The sequence below is a fragment of the Lysinibacillus sp. NPDC092081 genome, assembly GCF_044755845.1.
Classification (GTDB): Bacteria; Bacillota; Bacilli; order Bacillales_A; family Planococcaceae; genus Lysinibacillus.
Genome location: NZ_JBIVRU010000025.1, coordinates 29,077 through 48,254, shown reverse-complemented (window position 1 = coordinate 48,254; position 19,178 = coordinate 29,077). Strand labels below are relative to the sequence as shown.

The window sequence follows — 19,178 nt, the reverse complement described above, 5'->3', positions numbered from 1 at the left end:
TTTAACATATTGGTGTATTTAATTGTGAATCGGATGGATGTTAATCTGGATTAGTCATTACTATTTTTGATGTCCACTAATAAGAAATTACATTGCGAAACAATTTAATGAACATGAGAATGATGTTTTCTGTATTGAAGAATGAGTTTAGTCCATATTCAGTGTGCTTGAGCACAAGAGCTTTGAGAAGTGCTTCAGCCTTAGATAAAAAAGACTCTAGTCGTGGACATTCATGACAAAATCCACCTGCCTTTAGCAGGTGGTAATTTAAAGCACTCTTATCTCAACTGATGTTAAAGTGAGAATGCTTATTTTGACTTATTATGCATTATCTACCGAATATTTTAACTTGAACGCCATTACTTAAATCATATTAATCATTGAAAATGCTTGTCATTTTCTCTGCAACCTCTTCGGTAATCGCAAGAAATCGTTTGGAAATTGATGTCATGTAACGATCCTTAAGTGTAATTATATTAAGTTTTGTTTGTAACACTGGATTTGCTAGTTGACTAAGTACCGGTAAATCAGGAGAATTAAGTAGCTTGAAACAGCTAGGTACAAAACAAATTCCTGCGCCTTTCATTACCATCATAAGTGTTGGTAATGTTTCTGTCCCCCAGTAAACGACATTAGGCGTAAATCCACTTTTTTGGCATGCCTCGATCACATCATCAGCAACACCTGATCCATAAGATGTTGTATTTAAAAGAAATCGTTCGTTTTTCAAGTCTGCAATATCAATAGAATCTTTTTCACATAGATGATGGTTGGGTGGAAGAGCTAAAAGTAAAGGTTCTGTTAGTAGTGTTGAAGTATGGATGTCCTCCGCTCTCACTGAAGTTCGGACAATTCCAATATCTATTTTATGACTTCTTAGTTCTTCTAAAATATATGATGTATTACCCTCGCGAACATGTGTAACTATGTTAGGAGTTTCCTTTTGAATTTTTTTTAAGACATTTGGCAAAATAAATAGATTTGCTGAAGTAGTACAACCCAATTTCACAGTACCTCTAATTCCTTCATGAAACTCGACTAATTTCTTCTCCGTATTCTCAGATAAATCAAGTAATTCTTTTCCTTTTTCATATAAAAATACTCCACTTGGTGTTAATTCAAGAGATCTACCTAAACGATTAAACAAAGTGACATTTAATTCTTGTTCAAATTTTCTAATTAAAATACTTAAGGGGGGTTGAGTCATTTGCAGTGCAGTAGCAGCTTTTGTAATGCTACCTTCCTCAACTACTGTAATAAAACAATGTAAACGATGAAGGTTCATTTTGATAACTCCTCCTTTTAGTATTCATAAAATATATGGAAGTCATATAAATATTATAATTTACATTATAAAAATGTAAAGATATACTATTTTCATAATTAAGAATAGTTCAAAAATTTGAGCTAAACTGTATTTCAGTTTGAAGTTAGTTGATACCAGAGTGTGTCCAATCGCAAATTATTAATTTATAAATGGAGGTTTTATCAATGACAACTAAAATTACTCAACAATCAAAAACTGTAGAGTTAGCTAAACTGGACAAAAAGCACTTGCTACATCCAGCTACAAATCCGAAGGCTTTAATTGACAATGGACCGCCTATTATCTTTGTTAAAGGTAAAGGCGTTACAGTTACAAGTACGGATGATGTGGAATACATCGACGGGATGTCAATGCTTTGGAACGTGAACTTAGGACATGGGAATCAAGAACTTGCAGATGCTGGTAATAGTCAATTATCTACCCTCGCGTATGCATCATCATTTAAAGGATTCTCAAATGAACCATCCATTCTACTTGCTGAAAAATTAGCTGAGTTAGCACCAGGAGATTTAAATAGTGTATTCTACACTTCTGGTGGGTCAGAATCAAATGATACAGCAATTAAATTAGCTCGTTTCTACTGGGAGCTTAAAGGGAAATCAGAAAAAAGAAAGATTATTGCGCTAACGAATGCTTATCACGGTGTAACAATAGGAGCGCAAACAGCTACTGGTCTTGCAGCATACCACAAGTTCGCATCATCAAATATAGACGGAGTTGTTCGTGCAACAGCCCACCTATTAAACAGCGAGTTAGGTGATAAAAGTGACCCGAACTATGCAGATTCTATCCGTGGAACAATTGAAAGAGAAGGTGCGGAGACGATTGCCGGAATTATTATTGAACCTGTGCAAGGTGCGGGCGGAGTTAATATTCCACCAGAAGGTTACTTAGAAGCAGTTCGTAAAATCTGTGACGAGCACAATATCCTTTTCATGGCAGATGAAGTTATTTGTGGATTTGGTCGTACGGGGAAAATGTTTGGTGTAAACAACTGGAATGTTGTCCCTGATATGATGTCAATTGCAAAAGGAATTACGAGCGGTTATTCGCAACTTGGCGGCGTCATGATAAATGATGAAATTAGAGAAACAATTGCTAACTTCGATGCTGTTATCCCACATGGTTTCACATATAGTGGCCATCCAACTGCTTGTGCGATTGGTCTGAAAAATATTGAAATACTAGAGCGTGATAATATTATTGACCATGTAAACGACATGGAGAAAGAACTTAAAAAAGGTTTAGACTACTTAGCTGAAAAACATAGTATGGTAACAAATTGCAGAGCAATTGGTCTGTTGGCTGCATTTGAACTTTACGAAGATCCAACAAGTGGAAAATTATTTGATCCAACTGTTTTCCCAGCAAATGCGGTAGTTGACGCATGTTTCAATCGCCAATTAATATTAAGAGCGCTTGGAGCCAATAACCAAATTGTTGCAATTGCGCCACCGCTTATTATTAACAAAGAAGAAATTGAAAAAATGATTCAAATTATAGACGATTCGATTACTGCTTTTAAAAATACACGCAACTAAACTATTCCTATAAAGTAAGTTGAGTAGTGGTGGTTATAGTTAAAAAAGGGGAGGTTCTCTAGTGCTTTATATAAATGGTGAATGGCGAGATACAGGAAATAAATTAGATGTAACAAATCCTGCGACTGGAGAAATAATTAGAACTGTTGCTACAGGTGGTAAAACTGAAACTAAAGAAGCAATCGAAAGTGCGAAGAGAGCATTTGAATTCTGGGGTAAGACAACTGGAAATGAGCGCAGCAACTACCTGTTTCAAGTGGTTCAAATGATGAAAGAAAAAACAAAAGAATTAGCTGAAACAATTACACTTGAAAATGGTAAGCCTTTACCAGATGCTACTCGTGAAGTAGCAGGTGCGATCGGCTATCTAGAATGGTATGCGGAGGAAGCAAAGAGAATTTATGGGGAAACAATTCCTGCATCTGCAGCTGATAAACACTTAATGGTAATTCGCGAACCTGTTGGGGTATGTGCAGCTATTACACCATGGAATTTCCCGTTATCGATGATTACAAGAAAAATTGCACCTGCACTTGCTGCAGGTTGTACGATTGTTTTAAAACCGGCTGACTTAACTCCTCTTTCGGCGATAAAAGTATTCGAATGCTTTCATGAAGTTGGACTACCTGCTGGAGTTGCAAACCTGATAATTGGCCCAGCTGAAGAAATTGGAAACGAGATGACGAGTAACCCAGACGTTCGTAAAATCACATTTACTGGCTCGACGCGTGTGGGGAAAAAACTTATCCGTGATTCGTCTGATACAGTGAAGAAAATATCAATGGAGCTTGGTGGACACGCACCGTATATTGTGTTTGAGGATGCTGATATTGACGCAGCAGTTAATGGTATCTTAGTGTCTAAGTTTATTAACTCAGGTCAAACTTGCATCAGCACCAACCGGATTTACGTAGCAGAAACTGTAGCTGATGAATTCTCAGGAAAGTTAGCTGAAAAGGTATCTAAATTAGTTGTAGGAAATGGATTAGAAGATGGCGTAAATGTCGGTCCGGTAATTAATAAAATGGCTCTTGAAAAAGTGAAAAGTCAAGTAGAAGACGCTGTGAAACATGATGGTAAAGTAATTGCGGGTGGTCATGTATTTACATTAAATAATGGTAGCGGTTACTTTTTTGAGCCCACAGTTATTCAATATGCAAGCGATAATATGAAGATTACAACAGAAGAAACATTTGGACCAGTTGCACCAATTTATACATTTAAGACGGAAGAAGAGGTAGTTGAAAGAGCAAACCATCCTGAATATGGTCTTGCAGCTTATTGTTATACGCGAGACATTGGTCGAGGCTTACGAATGATGCGTGCTTTAGAGTTCGGAATTGTTGGTATTAATGATCCAGCTCCAGTGGTTGTACAAGCTCCGTTTGGTGGTATGAAGGAAAGTGGAATGGGGAAAGAAGGCGGTTGGTACGGACTTGAGGAGTACTTGGAGAAGAAGTTTGTATCGATTTATTTAAAATAATAAAAAATGTTACTAATCTAGGTAACTAAATATATTGTAGTAGACTTGTTTACATTCTCCATGTCTCCCATACATAGTTTCTAAAGAATGTATGGGAGACAGTCTACACAATTAATAAAGTAATAAACTTTAACAGGCGTATTAATTAGGGGAATAATGGATTTGGGTTTTTTGTTAACATTTTGCTTATATGTGTCCATTTTAGCTGATTGTAGTGAAGGGCTACTTGACTCCCGCGGGAAAGCGAGACAGACGAGACCCTGCACGGAGCGCAGCGGAGGAAGCGGCTCGACGCTCGCCCGCAGGAAAGCAAGTAGCCCGTAACGGAAATCAGCATCCTTTAAGTAATTAGAGTGGATAAAAATGGTTAATCAACACACCTGAAACTTTAATTTAATTCCAATAAAATAAGAGGGTGAATTTATTATGTCTCAAGTAAATTTAAAAAATCATGGACAAGAAATAGTTGTCCGCAATATTTTAAAAGAGGATCTTGCTGAAGTTGCCGCACTTTCTATGAGGTGTTTTGGACCTGATATGGCATTAAAATATGAGCATTTTGAAAGTCAGATTGAGTTGTTTCCAGAAGGTCAAATTTGTCTAGAATATAACGGTAAAATTGTAGGAACCGCATTAAGTCTAATTGTAAATTTTGAAGATTACGGAGATAGTCACTCATATTTTCAAATCTGTGATTTAGGATTTATTCGAAATCATAACCCTAATGGTAGAAACCTATATGGTATTGAAATTGGAGTACACGAAGATTTTAGAGGGTTACAATTGGGACGTCATTTGTATGATGGCCGAAAAAGAATATGTGAGAAACTTAACTTAGAAAGTATCTTAGTAGGTGGTCGTATACCTTTTTACTATAAATATGCTGAGCAGATGAGTGCAGATGAGTATGCACTAGAGGTAATGAAAGGGAAAATATATGATCCTGTATTAACATTCCAAATGAAAAACGGATACGTATTAAATAAAGTAATGCCAGGCTATTTACCTGGGGATGTTGAGTCATTAGAATATGCAACACTTTTGGAATGGAAAAATCCAGTTTACAAGCTTAAATTAGTATGAGTTTTTTGTCCGTTATGTTCGCCTATTTTAATAGGCGAACAGTGGATGCCCATTGTTTATTGCGATTATTTAACTTCTTTAGTTGTGTAAGCGCTTTCAATCTATTGTTATAAGAGTTCCATTAGAAGTAAATCTTAGGTAAAGAGAGGAGTTATAAATGGTTATCGCTGATAAAGTTATTTCGAGTAAAGCAGTATTTACAGGTTTAGAAAATGAAGCAAAGCCAGCTGCTATTGCGATTAAAGGTAACAAAATCATTGCGGTAGGTTCGATGGAGGAAATAAAACCATTTATAGGTTTAGACACGAAGGAATATCATTATGGCAACCAACTCATTATGCCAGGATTTCATGATGCGCACCTTCATCTCATGTTTGGTAGTCTTTTCTCGCATGCAAGTATCAATTTATCGGATGCTCATTCGGAAGAAGAAGTTGCTAGTTTAGTAAAGCAATTCTCGGAAAACGTGCATGCTGATGAGTGGATTATAGGCTATGGATGGGATCATACAAATTGGGCAGAAAAATGCTTGCCGACACGTTTTTCTTTAGACAAAGTAGTTCCTAACCGCCCGATTATTCTTTTCCACGCAGAAGGTCATTATTCGTGGGTTAATAGTTTAGCACTTGAAAATGCTAGGGTTACAAATGAAACTGAAGACCCTCCTAATGGTACGATTCAAAAAGATGAAAATAATGAAATCACAGGAATTCTTCTTGAAACAGCAATGAATTTAGTTGTGGATATTGCTCTCGCATTTCCGGATAAACGGAAAGAAGAATTGTTTGAAGAGTTCTTAAAAAAATCAGCTCAATTAGGCATTACATCAGTAAATGATTTGTTTGCAAGTAGTTTTGATAAGTTAAATAGTTTCGATATGTATAAGGCATATGATGAAGCTGGAAAACTTACGACTCGAATTCATCTTTACCCTGAGTTAAATGATGATATAGATAGAGCGATAAGCTTGCGTGAAAAGTACAATTCCGAAAAATTACAGCTTGCAGGACTTAAGCAGTTTATTGATGGTGTTGTAACTGGACATACCGCATACATGTTAGATCCTTACTTAGACAAACCTATAACACGAGGGAGTACTGCTTTTCCTGTAGAAACGATCAAAAACTGGGTGACAAAAGCGGACAAAGAAGGATTTCAAATTCGCTTCCATACAATTGGTGATGGCGCAGTTAGGCTTGCTCTAGATATATTTGAAGCAGCAAGGATGGATAATGGTGTGAGAGATTCAAGACATGCGCTAGAGCATATTGAAGTGATTCATCCGACAGATATTAAGAGATTTAAAGAATTGGGGGTTGTTCCATCTGTACAGCCTTCTCATCTAGCATTGATGCCAAAAGAAAGTCATACTTTGCGTGTCGGTAAAGAGAAAGACCCTTATACGTATTTATGTAAAACGTTATACGACGCAGTCGAGTATATTGCTCTTGGTACAGACTATCCAATAGCAACATTTGATCCTTTTAAAGAAATTTTCCATGCGATTACGAGACTAGACTTTACTGGTGATTATGAGTGGAATAGTCAAGAGCAGATAACACTCGCAGAAGCGTTGAAAGCGTATACAAAAGGTTCAGCATACAGCACATTCAGAGAAAAAGATTTGGGTACATTAGAAGTTGGAAAATTAGCAGATATTATTGTACTAGATAAAAACCTATTTGAAGTAGAAAATAAAGAAATTCTTCAAACGAAAGTTTTGTTAACAATTATGGATGGTGAAGTTGTTTATAGTGAATCAGTCTACTATCCTACTATTTTAGTTAATTGATCATTTTACTGGGAAGATTTTTTTATTACTATTCGAGGAGTGAAAAAAATAAAACATCCAGTTAATTTGTCTAGATCGCTTTCTTTAACGTCTGTTGTTGTTACTGGGACGGCCTTTATGGCTTTAACTACAGTGTTTAGCACATACGGCATAGCCTCTAAAATATCTCATGGTATGGTCGCTGGATCGTATGTACTTGCATTAATTGTGATGATGTTTACGGCTCATAGTTATGGTCAAATGGCAAAAGAGTACCCCATTGCGGGATCTGCCTATACCTATGCGCAAAAAGCGATTAATTCTCATGTTGGTTTCTTAGTGGGATGGGCAATTTTAATGGATTATCTCTTGATCCCAATGGTTAACTTTTTACTATTTGGTATTTTCTTCTCAGCTGCTATACCTGAAGTTCCACAGTATGTTTGGATACTTACATTAGTCGTTCTTGTGACGTTTGTAAATGTTAGAGGTGTAAAGTTAAGCGCAAATATCAACATGATTGTAACAGGTTTATCGGTATTATTTATAATTGTCTTTTGCATCTTATCAGTTAAATCAATAGTAACTGGAACCGGGACTGGCATTTTATTTAACCTTGATCCCTTTATTAATACCGAGGAGTCATTTAAGTATATAGTTGCTGGTGCTGCACTATTATGTTTCTCTTTCCTCGGTTTTGATGCAGTTTCTACTTTTTCAGAAGAAGTAAAAAATCCGGAGAAAAACATACCGCGTGCAATATCTTTAGTAACAATAATTGGTGGATTATGTTTTGTAATCGTATCTTATTTTGCACATAATGTTTGGCCAGATTATACGAGTTTTAAAGATGCTGATTCTGCTTCCTATGAAATTATTTTCTTAGTAGGCGGGAATGCCTTACAAGCAGCATTCCTAGCAAAAACTGCAGTGGTTGTATTTGGTTCCGCGTCCGCATCTCAAGCAAGTGCTGCACGTGTATTATACGCAATGGGAAGAGATGGACAATTACCTAAAAATTTTTTTGGAAAACTAAATAAAAGAACGAGAACCCCGGTTAACAACATTTTATTAATTGGTCTTTTATCATTATCTGCATTGTTTTTAAGTCTAAACTTTGTCGCGTCTTTCATTAACTTTGGCGCCCTACTTGCATTTACTGCTGTGAATCTATCGGTTGTTTTTTTATATTACGGTAAGAGAAAAGAACGCTCCTTAAAGGGGATTATCTTCTATTTGATTTTTCCATTAATCGGAGCAGTACTTACAACTTGTTTGCTTTTCAACCTAGATGTTTATTCGATTGCTTTTGGTAGTGTTTGGTTAGGAATTGGTGTTATTTATTTATTATTTATGACAAAAGGTCTTAAGCATAAACCACCAGTGCTCAATACAGATCAGATTGATTAGTCGCAGTTTAAAACATTAATGAAGCAGTTAAAAATATGTAAAGGGGATGGATGAATGACAGATAACACTACGCTCAAAAGGTCATTAGGTGTTTGGTCAATTGTTGCACTGGGATTAGGGTATATGACGCCTACAGTGGTCTTTGATACGTTTGGAATTGTATCAAAATTAACAAATGGTGTAGTACCAATGGCGTATTTTGTCGCCTTGTTAGTAATGGTATTGACAGCGATTAGTTATGGAAAGATGGTACAGGTATTCCCGGCTGCTGGTTCAGCATATACATACACCCGGGAAACAATGGGGTCTCACCTAGGATTCCTCGTAGGATGGGCATCGTTATTAGATTATTTATTATTACCTTTAGTTAATGCATTAATTATTCGAATATATATGGAATCTCTGTTTCCGAATGTACCTGTTTGGATTTGGGTTTTTGCTTATGTCATTGTAGTTACTGCAATTAATGCTTATAGTATGGAATCAACATCCAGCTTAAACTTTATACTCGTTGTTTTCACGATTTGTTTAATAGGTATCTTCATAATACTTGCTTCTGTACAACTTTATCACGGTATGGGAAATGGTACTTTATTCACGATTCATCCACTATCACATGAAAATGTAAAATTAATAGCCGTTTTAACTGGGGCAACAGTAGTAGCTTTCTCGTTTATCGGTTTCGACGCAATAACAATGTATACGGAAGAAGCAAAGGATACATCAACAGTTCCTAGAGCAATCCTTCTAACTGTTTTAATCGGTGGGGGTATTTTCTTTATTGCTTCTTATTTTACACAAGCATTATTCCCGGATGTTTCTGTGTTCGAAAATGTAGATGATACATTGCCGGAAATTGGTTTATATGTAGGAGGGAAGTTTTTCCAACTGCTTTTCATTGCAGGAGCTTTCGCTGCTACTGTAGCTTCAGGACTTGCATCTCATGCAAGTGCATCTCGTTTGCTGTTTGTTATGGGCAGAAATGGTGTACTTCCTAAAAAAACTTTCGGATACTTACACCCTAAATTTAGAACGCCTGTTTTTACGATTGTTTTGACGGGAATCGTATCATTATTTGCAATAGGACCAAATTTAGAATTAATTGCTTCAGTCATAAACTTTGGGGCATTAATTGCATTCACATTCGTTAACCTATCTGTTATTGTTCATTTCTATATTCGTCAGAAAAGGAGATCAGGCAGTGAAACCTTTAAGTACTTAATTATGCCTTCTTTCGGAGCATTAGCTACTGGAGTTCTTTGGTATCATTTACACGCTGATGCATTTATAGGTGGAATCGTTTGGCTTATAATCGGAATCATTTATATGCTGTTTATAACAAGATTCTTTAAAAAAGAACTTGGAAGCATGGACTCTATAGATGACTTGGAGTCATTAGATAAAGAGGTTTTTAATGAAGATAAGATTAAAGTCTTGAATTAACTATTTAGAGGATGACAATCTCTTAGATAATCTTCCTCTTTTTAATGACACAAGAAGTAAATAAAGGAGTGATTGCTTTGAAAGAAAAAATTCGACTGTATATAGAAAAAAATAAAGAAGAATTATTTAAAACAATTCAAGATGTCGTACGTATAAAAAGCGTTGTTGGTAATGAACAAGAGATGCAATTATACATGAAAAAAAAATATGAAGAACTTAACTTGATTTTGCATGAGATTGAACCAAAATATGAGAAGGTTTCAGCTCATGAAGCGTTTATTGATTCAGGTATTCCGTTTGAAGACCGAAAAAATATTATCGGAATACATAAAGGTGTCTCCAATGGTAAGTCATTAACGATTCATGGGCATGTAGATGTTGTTTCTCCAGAACCATATTCAAACTGGACGATGGACCCATGGAGTGGAGATATTATTGGAAACAAGTTATACGGTCGAGGCTCTGCCGATATGAAAGCAGGACTTATTTCAAATTGGTTCGCATTGAAAACATTAATTGATTTAGGTTATCCAATTGCTGGAGATGTTCAGCTACATTCAGTAATAGAAGAAGAAGCTGGTGGTGGAGGCGGAGCTTTAGCATGTTTGGAGGAAGGCTTCGTAACAGATGGGTACATTTCGACAGAGCCACATAATTTGAATATGACAATATGTCATGGGGGGATTATGTATTTCCGAGTGTACGTAAAGGGAAGAACAGCGCATGCTGGTTTAGCGCATGAAGGCATAAATGCTATTTCAAAAATGATGAAAATCCTTAGTGCGCTGGATGAATTAAGTGAATGGCGTGCTAAAAATGTTAAGTTTGATTTATTTGAAAAGGGGTCTGGACAGTCCGTTCACTTAAACTTAGGTGTACTAAAAGCTGGGGACTGGGTATCGACAGTTCCAGGGGAAGCGATCCTCGAAGGAAGAATTGGTTTTATCCCAGGGGAAACTCGCAAAGAAATTAAGCAACTAGTACAAGACACGATTATGAAATCTGTCTTAGGCGATGAGTGGATGGATAAAAATCCACCTGTTATAGAGTGGTTTGGATGGTCAACGGAGCCATGGTACCAAGATCCTGAGAACCCTTTTGTAAAATTATTCATCGAAAATGCAGAAGATGTTATGGGACATAAAGTAATAATGGTTGGAAGAGCTGGAGGAAATGATGCACGATTTACTCAGTATTACGGAAAACAAGGATTGTGCTTTGGGCCAATTGGAGAAAATATGCATGGACCAGATGAATGTGTTCATTTAGATAGCGTAGTAGAAGTAACTAATGTTTTGGCAAATTATATTATTAAGTGGAGCGAGAGTTAATTATCGTTAACTTTTGGGAATATCCATTTCAAACTAATATAGTGTCACTCATAATGCTTCTAGCTTGGGTAGCTGAATGATTAGGAATGTTATGGAAAAAGAGGAGGGCTTAATGCAATTGGTATTAGATTTAAAACAAAATCTAGCATTAAAAATGACACAAGAAATGCAACAATCTTTGCAACTTCTATAAATGTCGTCTTCTGAATCGCATGACTATTTATCGGACAAGGCGATCGATTGAGAAGATGGCACTTATGAATAATCAGCCTAGCACTGCTAGTACAACCAAACGAATAAGTGAGGATTATTTGTACACTAAAAAAACTTTTAATCGGGAAATTATTCGTGTGGAAAATTATTTGATAAAACAAATCTCTCTTAACAATTAAATCGACGAAACAATTCCTGTATTCAAAATTAATTGAAAATTAAATTAATTCATTTCCGAGATGTAAGTAAATCACATTTTAGTAGTTGGCAAGCTTATTGTTTATCTTCATTCAGCAGAAGACTCCCACCTCTATAGGTGGTGAGATGAATACGATTTTGATTATTTTTTCAGTGGGTGTCCAAACACCTACTGAATGAAGATAAAGCCTCCGGCGGATGTCACGGATTTTGAAAGGAATGAATTGTGCGAGCACAATTCAAAATCCGGACGCAATTACGCCAAGGCGAAATTGATTAATTGTGAGTGTATTATTTAAAAACATTTAAAAGAGAGGATGTATTTTTATGAAAAGAAATTATTCTGTTGAAGAACTTAAAGTGTTAGACCAAAAGCATTTTCTACACCCTACTTCACCAGTAAAGACGGAAAATGGACCGGCATTTATTTTTACAGAAGGAAAAGGTGTTTATCTGTATGATATTACAGGTAAAAAAGTTATTGATGGTATGTCTTCACTTTGGAATGTGAATATCGGACATGGTAGAACAGAACTTGGTGAAGTAGCGAAGGAACAAATGGATAAATTAGCCTTCAGTTCTTGTTTTGCAACGTTTAGTAATGAGCCTGCTATTCTATTAGCAAAAAAGTTAGCAGAATTAGCACCTGGTGATTTAAATACTACATTTTTTACGTCCGGTGGTTCCGAATCCAATGATAGCGCCTATAAATTGGCTCGTCATTATTGGATATTAAAAGGGGAAACTTCTCGAAAAAAAATTATCTCAAGATCGAGATCTTATCACGGGGTGGCAATCGGTGCTACAAGTGCGACGGGTTTAAAAGGATTTCGTGATTTTACAAATTCTAATGCACCGGATTTTCTATTCGTAGATCATTTCTCCATACAGGCTTTACGTGATTTGATTGAAACTGAAGGTCCAGAAACAATAGCTGCTTTCATCACCGAGCCAGTACAAGGTGCAGGGGGGGTGCATGTTGCACCGGATAATTATTTCAAAGAAATTCGTGAAATTTGCAATGAGTACGGTATTTTGATGATAACTGATGAAGTTATCACAGGATTTGGTAGGACGGGTAAGTTCTTTGCGATGGAACATTTTAATGTGGTACCGGATATGATGTGCTTTGCAAAAGGTGTTACTAGTGGATATGCACAATTAGGAGGTGTAATGATCTCAGAGAAAATACACCAAGAATTTTCTGAGTTATCAGAAGGAACTATATTGCATGGATACACTTATAGTGGTCATCCAATGGCCTGTGCAGTTGGGTTGAAAAACATTGAAATTATAGAGAAAGATAATTTAGTAGCAAATGCAGAAATTCGTGGTCAAGAGCTATTAGCAGGGTTAAAAGTATTACAAGCGAAGTATCCATTTATTGTAGATGCAAGAGGTTTAGGTTTAATGGCAGGTATAGAAATCTCTTATGAAGGAAGACTCCTCGCTCCGCAAATAGTGACAGAGGCAGCAAAGTTGGGATTAATATGTCGCTCTGTTGTACTAGATGCTCAAGATATTGTTGTATTTTCACCACCATTATCAATAAGCCAAAAGGAGTTAAGAGATTTATTGGATATTCTAGAAAAAGCGATTCAAGAAGTAGAGAATCAGGTATTGGCAAAGAAGTTGTAATACGAAAGGTGAGGTAATTATAATGAGGAAAAATTTATTTATCAATGGGGATTGGGTGGAAGCAGCAGAGTATACAGAATTATGCTCTCCATATAGTAGCGAGATCATTGCAGAAATACCGAAGGCAAATGTCGAGGAAGTAGAAGCAGCTTTAGTAGCTGCCGATGCTGCACGTAAAACGATGGCGAATATGCCTTTATATAAGCGTGCGATTATTCTTGAAAAATTAGCTTCTTTATTAGAAGCACGTGCTGAAGAAGCAGCAGAGCTAATAGCACTAGAAGCAGCCAAGCCTATTTCAACCGCCAAAGCTGAAGTTCAGCGTACAATTCAAACGTATAAATTTGCTGCTGAAGAAGCAAAGCGAATACACGGAGAAACAATTCCTGTGGATGCTGCCCCCGGTGGCGACGGGCGCATTGCCTATACGGTTCGTGAACCATTAGGCATCGTGGCAGCTATTACACCTTTTAATTTTCCAATGAATCTAGTAGCTCATAAAGTAGGGCCAGCAATAGCATCAGGTAACACGATTGTATTAAAGCCTGCAAGTCAAACACCATTAACTTCCTATTTTATTGGTGAATTATTAGTAGAGGCAGGATTACCGAAGGGTGCGTTAAATATCGTTACTGGTGCAGGTTCTTTAATTGGTAACAAATTAGTCACGGATAATCGCGTGAAAAAGATTTCTTTTACAGGTAGCCCCGCTGTAGGTATTGGCATACGCAATCAAGCAGGTCTTAAGAAAGTAACGCTTGAATTGGGTTCTAATGCGGCTGTTATTATCGATGAAAATGTGAATATTGATAAATTAATTCCACGTGTCGTTTCCGGTGCATTTGCATTTCAAGGGCAGGTATGCATTTCAGTTCAACGAATCTATGTTCACGAAAAAATGTATGATTTGTTTGTAGATAAATTTGTAGCAGCTACAAAAGAGTTGAAACTTGGTGATCCCCTAGATCCTACAACGGATGTTTCAGCCTTAATTAGTCCACAAGATGTAAAACGAACATTAAGTTGGATTGAAGAAGCAAAGAGGCAAGGGGCAATTATTGCAACTGGTGGAGAATCTGAAGGGAATATCTTACAACCTACCGTACTATTAAATGTAAAACCGGAGCAGAAGGTTTCCTGTCAGGAGGTATTCGCACCAATCGTATCTATTATGAAGTTTACATCTATTCAAGAGGCATTTGATCAAGTAAATGACTCCAAATATGGTTTGCAAGCTGGCATTTATACAGATAATATCCATGTTGCTTTACAGGCAACGCAAAAACTCCAGGTAGGTGGTGTCATAATAAATGATATTCCTACATTCCGTTTAGATCATCTACCATATGGTGGCGTAAAGGAAAGTGGTATGGGAAGAGAAGGGCTGAAGTATGCAATTGAGGAAATGACAGAAATGAAACTTGTAGTTATAAACCAAAACTAATGAAAAATAGGTAGGAGGAAATATAATGATAATTGGTGTACCTAAAGAAATAAAAAATAATGAAAATCGAGTAGGAATTACTCCAGCAGGTGTTGTGGCTTACAAAAAAGGTGGTCATGAAGTAATAATTGAATCGAGTGCAGGGTTAGGTAGTGGATTTACAGACCAAGATTATTTAGATGTAGGCGCTCAAATTACTAAATCGACTAAGGAAGCTTGGGATGTTGATATGGTGATTAAAGTGAAGGAGCCGATTCAGGAGGAGTACAAATATTTTAAAGAGAATCTAATTCTCTACACATACCTACATTTAGCTCCAGAGCCAGAATTAACGAAAGCTTTGCTTGAAAGTAAAGTTACTGGAATTGCTTATGAAACAATTCAATTAGATTCAGGTGCCTTACCGTTGTTAACGCCAATGAGTGAAGTTGCAGGCCGAATGTCTGTACAAATTGGTGCACAGTTTTTAGAAAATTCCAAAGGAGGAAAAGGGGTTCTCTTAGGTGGTATTCCTGGTGTTGCACCTGGAAATGTAGTGATTGTAGGTGCTGGAGTTGTCGGGACGAATGCTGCGAAAATGGCAGTAGGATTAGGTGCAAACGTAACAATTTTAGACGTTAATATTACACGCTTAAGTCAAATAGATGATATGTTCCAAGGACGTGTTCGTACACTTGCATCAAATACCTACAATATCGCTGAAGCAGTGAAAACAGCAGATTTGTTAATTGGTGCTGTGCTAATTCCAGGTTCACGTGCACCACAATTAGTTTCAAAAGAAATGATTCAAACGATGCAAAAGGGGTCTGTTGTAGTGGATGTAGCGGTAGATCAAGGGGGTTCTATTGAAACAATTGATCGGATTACTACTCATAGTAATCCTACTTATGAAGTATACGGTGTTGTGCATTACGCAGTTGCGAATATGCCAGGTGCTTGCGCACGTACCTCAACAATGGGCTTATCAAATGTAACTGTTCCATACGGTTTGCAAATAGCTAATAAAGGCTATCGCCAAGCTGCTATAGATAATCCTGTATTAGCGAAGGGGATAAACGTAGTAAATGGAAAAATAGTATATAAAGCGGTAGCTGATGCACATGGATTACCATATACGGATCTACAAGTAGAATTAGCAGCAGATTCAACTTCGGCGTTAGCAGTTAAATAGAATAAGAGAAATAATGTTATTTGAAATGAAAAGAAGGTGAAAATTGGTAGGGAACATAATCTACCAAGCTTTCACCTTTTTTTCTATTTTTAAATTTCGACCCTATTAATATAGTGATGAATAGATATTAATATTAGCCTCTTGGTGGATAAGGGTCGTTTCCGTAACTATTTTTTTCACGGATTCGCCCTTGTTTATTGTGTACAAGCAATTCAGATTTTTGGTTTATGGCGATATCTCGACCATATTGAATAGCTTCATATTGTGTGTTGAATATTTTAGTAGCTTTCGAATTGCCTGCTCCTTTAACCTGAAAACCGCCATTTGGATGCGGTGTAATATGTTGATTTTTCCCCATTACATTATCTCCTTTGTTTGGTTATTGTGGGAGGGGAACATATTATCCTCTGTTTATTCACTTCATTTTGTATTATTATTTACTTAGATATTTTAAACACATGCTCTTATTTGTTCTGCAAAACAAATAAGGGCTTTTTTATTTTAGTTTTCTTTTAAGTTCACGTTCGATTTTCTGAACTTCTCTTTTTACTTGTTTGTCCACCTCTCTATTAATTTCTCTTAATAACTACAAATATTTTAATAATTTGTTGTGTCAATTCATTTGCCTGATTATATTGTTGCTTCGATATATAGCCATTTTGCAACGCCACATCCAACCAATAGATTCGTTATTGAGATCTAAAAGCATTTTCAACCAAATTCAATTCATAAAACTACTTTGAAAAACAGGTTTTTAACGTTAGATATAATTCATATATATATAGTAAAAAGCTAATAGGAGTAGAAATCATTGGACAAACAAAATAGTAGATATAGATGGGTTGTATTTGTTTCTGTATTATTTACTTATTTGTTAATGGCGAGTCAACGAACCGCCCCAGGACTGATTACAGACCAATTGATGCGAGATTTTAATGTAACAGCATCAACGATTGGGTTATTGACGAGTATACAATTTTTTGTATACACAAGTTTGCAAATTCCGATGGGAATTTTAGCTGATCGATTTGGGCCCAATTTTTTTCTAATTATTGGTGCTACTCTTACAGGTTTAGGTACAATTATTTATAGTCTAGGTACACATGAATTCGTCCTGTTTTTTGCCAGAATACTAACTGGGGTAGGGGATGCGACCATATGGGTTAACATGGTGCTAATTTTGGCCCAATGGTTTCATACAAAGGAATTTGTTCGATTAATTGGCCTGGCGGGCATGACAGGAAGTCTTGGTTTCTTATTGGCGACAGTACCTTTCTCCACATGGATACTTTTACTTGGTTGGAGGGTAACATTTTTCTCAGTAGGACTACTATTATGTTTATGTGGTATTCTCCTTTATTTTGTACTTGTGAAAAAAACAAAACAAATTTTTGGGGATGAGCAAGTAGTTGATACAGCAGAAGTGCAACGTGAAAAAACATCAGTTGTACTGCGAAGAATATTTTCAAATCCGCAAGCGTGGGCTTTATTCTTTTGCCATTTTGGGGTAGTCGGCGGTTATGTAGGGTTTATCAGTTCGTGGGCAGTACCCTATGGGATGAATATGTATGAAATGACCCGTTCAGATGCCAGTCAGCTGATTATGATCGGTCTTATCGGGGCACTTATTGGAGCACCTCTAGCTAGTTGGATTTCAAGCCGGTTAGAAACAATTAAAAGACCGTATATTGTCGTTCATAGCATCGTTTTATTAGGGTGGTTTTCTTTCCTTTTATTTAATGGGCATCCTTCCTTGTTCTTTCTAATTATTAATTTCTTTATCATTGGCTTTGGATATGGGGCAAGTGCATTAACCTTTGCAGCTGTACGTCAATCTTTTAATCTGAAAGAATCCGGAATTGTTTCAGGGATTGCGAATACGGGTGGCTTTCTAAGTGCTGTATTGCTACCTATCATTTTTGGATATATATTGGATCATTTTCAATCAACTTCAGGAAATCTATTTGATGGATATTACTATGGTTTCATCACGCCAGTTATCTTCTCCATCGTTGGTTTGATTGGAGTGATTTTATTGAAGGAAAATCGTCAGAGCGTATGACAAAAAAGAATATCCGCAATTTTTAACTAGCATAGTAATCGAGGGAATCAAAATAAGAATATTAAGCAGGGGTAAAGAGCATGGAAGAAAAGCAACCATTCTCTGATTCTCTGCTCCTGTTTTTTATTCCTTTGTCACCTGATTTACATATAAAAACAGTAAGATGTTAGGTATAATTATTAATTAAGAAAAAAATGATGATTAGATTAAAGCTAGTATAGAAGGGGGAGAAAACTTAAATTGACAAATAATAATAAAACAGTTATCCGTTCAATGGATATTTTAAATCTATTTATCGATCATGCTGAACTGTCATTTCAAGAAGTAATTGAGTTATCAGGAATCCCTAAAACCTCTGCTTTCCGCATGTTGAAATCTTTCGAGGAAATGGAATTTTTAGAAAAGGGAACTGATACAAAATATAGATTAGGTATTCTCTTCCTTAAATTTGGACATCTAGTATCAACGCGCCTTGATGTGCGAAAAATTGCAGAGCCAATTATGAATGACTTACATAATGATGTAAAAGAAGCGATTAATTTAATCGTTCGTGATGGTGACGATGCTGTTTATATTGAGAAAATAGATTCGAAGCAAAAAGTGCGACTCTACACAGCAATTGGTAGAAAAAGTCCTCTTTATGCAGGGGCATGCCCTCGTGCTGTATTATCCTTTTTACCGGATGCAGACATAAAGGAATATCTCGAATCGGTAGAACTTAAATCATTTGCAATGGGGACGATTACAGAAAAGGAAAGGCTTTTTGAAACGATTGTGCAGGCTAGAGAACTTGGTTATACAATCAGCCATTCAGAATTAGAAAATTATACATCTGCTGTTGCAGCACCGATTTACGATCATAAAGGAGACGTCGTTGCAGCAATGAGTATTGCTGGACTAGAAACCAATTATCGAGGGGAAAACGTTGAAATCTTTGTCGATAAACTTAAGAAGGCTACCGCAGAGATTTCTAAACAATTGGGGTATGAACAGCTTTAAAAAATGGGTAGTCTCAAAAGTCATTTGAGATTACCCATTTTGCACAGAAATTGCTAACTTTTTT

General features: G+C 36.4%; 14 protein-coding genes. 12 read left to right on the top strand and 2 right to left on the bottom strand.

What is annotated here, in order from left to right:
- Positions 1 to 373: 373 nt before the first annotated feature.
- Positions 374 to 1,285 (bottom strand): LysR family transcriptional regulator, encoded by a 912-nt coding sequence (locus tag ACIQLB_RS22550; RefSeq protein WP_400730858.1) that lies wholly within the window; start codon positions 1,283 to 1,285, stop codon positions 374 to 376.
- A gap of 206 nt (positions 1,286 to 1,491) precedes the next feature.
- Between ACIQLB_RS22550 and ACIQLB_RS22545 the strand changes: the two genes are divergently transcribed.
- The 10 genes from ACIQLB_RS22545 to ald all read left to right on the top strand — a co-directional run bounded on the left by ACIQLB_RS22545 (position 1,492) and on the right by ald (position 16,053).
- Positions 1,492 to 2,868, top strand: a complete 1,377-nt coding sequence (locus tag ACIQLB_RS22545) for an aminotransferase family protein (RefSeq protein WP_400730857.1) — start codon at positions 1,492 to 1,494, stop codon at positions 2,866 to 2,868.
- 61 nt (positions 2,869 to 2,929) lie between these two features.
- Positions 2,930 to 4,351: an NAD-dependent succinate-semialdehyde dehydrogenase gene (locus ACIQLB_RS22540; RefSeq protein ID WP_400730855.1), complete on the top strand. Its 1,422-nt coding sequence runs from the start codon at positions 2,930 to 2,932 to the stop codon at positions 4,349 to 4,351.
- A 426-nt stretch (positions 4,352 to 4,777) separates the two neighbouring features.
- Positions 4,778 to 5,434 carry a GNAT family N-acetyltransferase gene (locus ACIQLB_RS22535; RefSeq protein WP_400730854.1) on the top strand — a complete coding sequence of 219 codons (657 nt, stop codon included), beginning with the start codon at positions 4,778 to 4,780 and terminating at the stop codon, positions 5,432 to 5,434.
- Positions 5,435 to 5,591: 157 nt separating this feature from the next.
- Positions 5,592 to 7,226, top strand: coding sequence for an amidohydrolase (locus ACIQLB_RS22530; RefSeq protein WP_400730853.1), 1,635 nt, complete (start codon positions 5,592 to 5,594; stop codon positions 7,224 to 7,226).
- 117 nt (positions 7,227 to 7,343) lie between these two features.
- On the top strand, positions 7,344 to 8,615 hold the full coding sequence (locus ACIQLB_RS22525; RefSeq protein ID WP_400730852.1) for an APC family permease: 1,272 nt from the start codon (positions 7,344 to 7,346) through the stop codon (positions 8,613 to 8,615).
- A 54-nt stretch (positions 8,616 to 8,669) separates the two neighbouring features.
- Positions 8,670 to 10,058: an APC family permease gene (locus ACIQLB_RS22520; protein ID WP_400730851.1), complete on the top strand. Its 1,389-nt coding sequence runs from the start codon at positions 8,670 to 8,672 to the stop codon at positions 10,056 to 10,058.
- Between the two features lie 77 nt (positions 10,059 to 10,135).
- Positions 10,136 to 11,389: an ArgE/DapE family deacylase gene (locus ACIQLB_RS22515; protein ID WP_400730850.1), complete on the top strand. Its 1,254-nt coding sequence runs from the start codon at positions 10,136 to 10,138 to the stop codon at positions 11,387 to 11,389.
- A gap of 738 nt (positions 11,390 to 12,127) precedes the next feature.
- Positions 12,128 to 13,438, top strand: a complete 1,311-nt coding sequence (locus ACIQLB_RS22510; RefSeq protein ID WP_400730849.1) for an aminotransferase family protein — start codon at positions 12,128 to 12,130, stop codon at positions 13,436 to 13,438.
- A 22-nt stretch (positions 13,439 to 13,460) separates the two neighbouring features.
- Entirely contained in the window at positions 13,461 to 14,882 is a 1,422-nt protein-coding gene (locus tag ACIQLB_RS22505) for an aldehyde dehydrogenase family protein (protein ID WP_400730847.1), read from the top strand.
- A 25-nt stretch (positions 14,883 to 14,907) separates the two neighbouring features.
- Positions 14,908 to 16,053, top strand: a complete 1,146-nt coding sequence (gene ald, locus ACIQLB_RS22500) for an alanine dehydrogenase (protein WP_400730846.1) — start codon at positions 14,908 to 14,910, stop codon at positions 16,051 to 16,053.
- Between the two features lie 133 nt (positions 16,054 to 16,186).
- Here ald and ACIQLB_RS22495 read toward each other — a convergent pair whose 3' ends face one another.
- Entirely contained in the window at positions 16,187 to 16,411 is a 225-nt protein-coding gene (locus ACIQLB_RS22495) for a DUF2188 domain-containing protein (protein WP_400730845.1), read from the bottom strand.
- A 453-nt stretch (positions 16,412 to 16,864) separates the two neighbouring features.
- Between ACIQLB_RS22495 and ACIQLB_RS22490 the strand changes: the two genes are divergently transcribed.
- Together ACIQLB_RS22490 and ACIQLB_RS22485 are read left to right on the top strand one after the other, a co-directional pair.
- Positions 16,865 to 18,115 carry an MFS transporter gene (locus tag ACIQLB_RS22490; RefSeq protein ID WP_400730843.1) on the top strand — a complete coding sequence of 417 codons (1,251 nt, stop codon included), beginning with the start codon at positions 16,865 to 16,867 and terminating at the stop codon, positions 18,113 to 18,115.
- A 240-nt stretch (positions 18,116 to 18,355) separates the two neighbouring features.
- A complete protein-coding gene (locus ACIQLB_RS22485; RefSeq protein ID WP_400730842.1) occupies positions 18,356 to 19,114 on the top strand; it encodes an IclR family transcriptional regulator in 759 nt (252 codons plus the stop codon).
- The last annotated feature ends 64 nt before the right edge of the window (positions 19,115 to 19,178 follow it).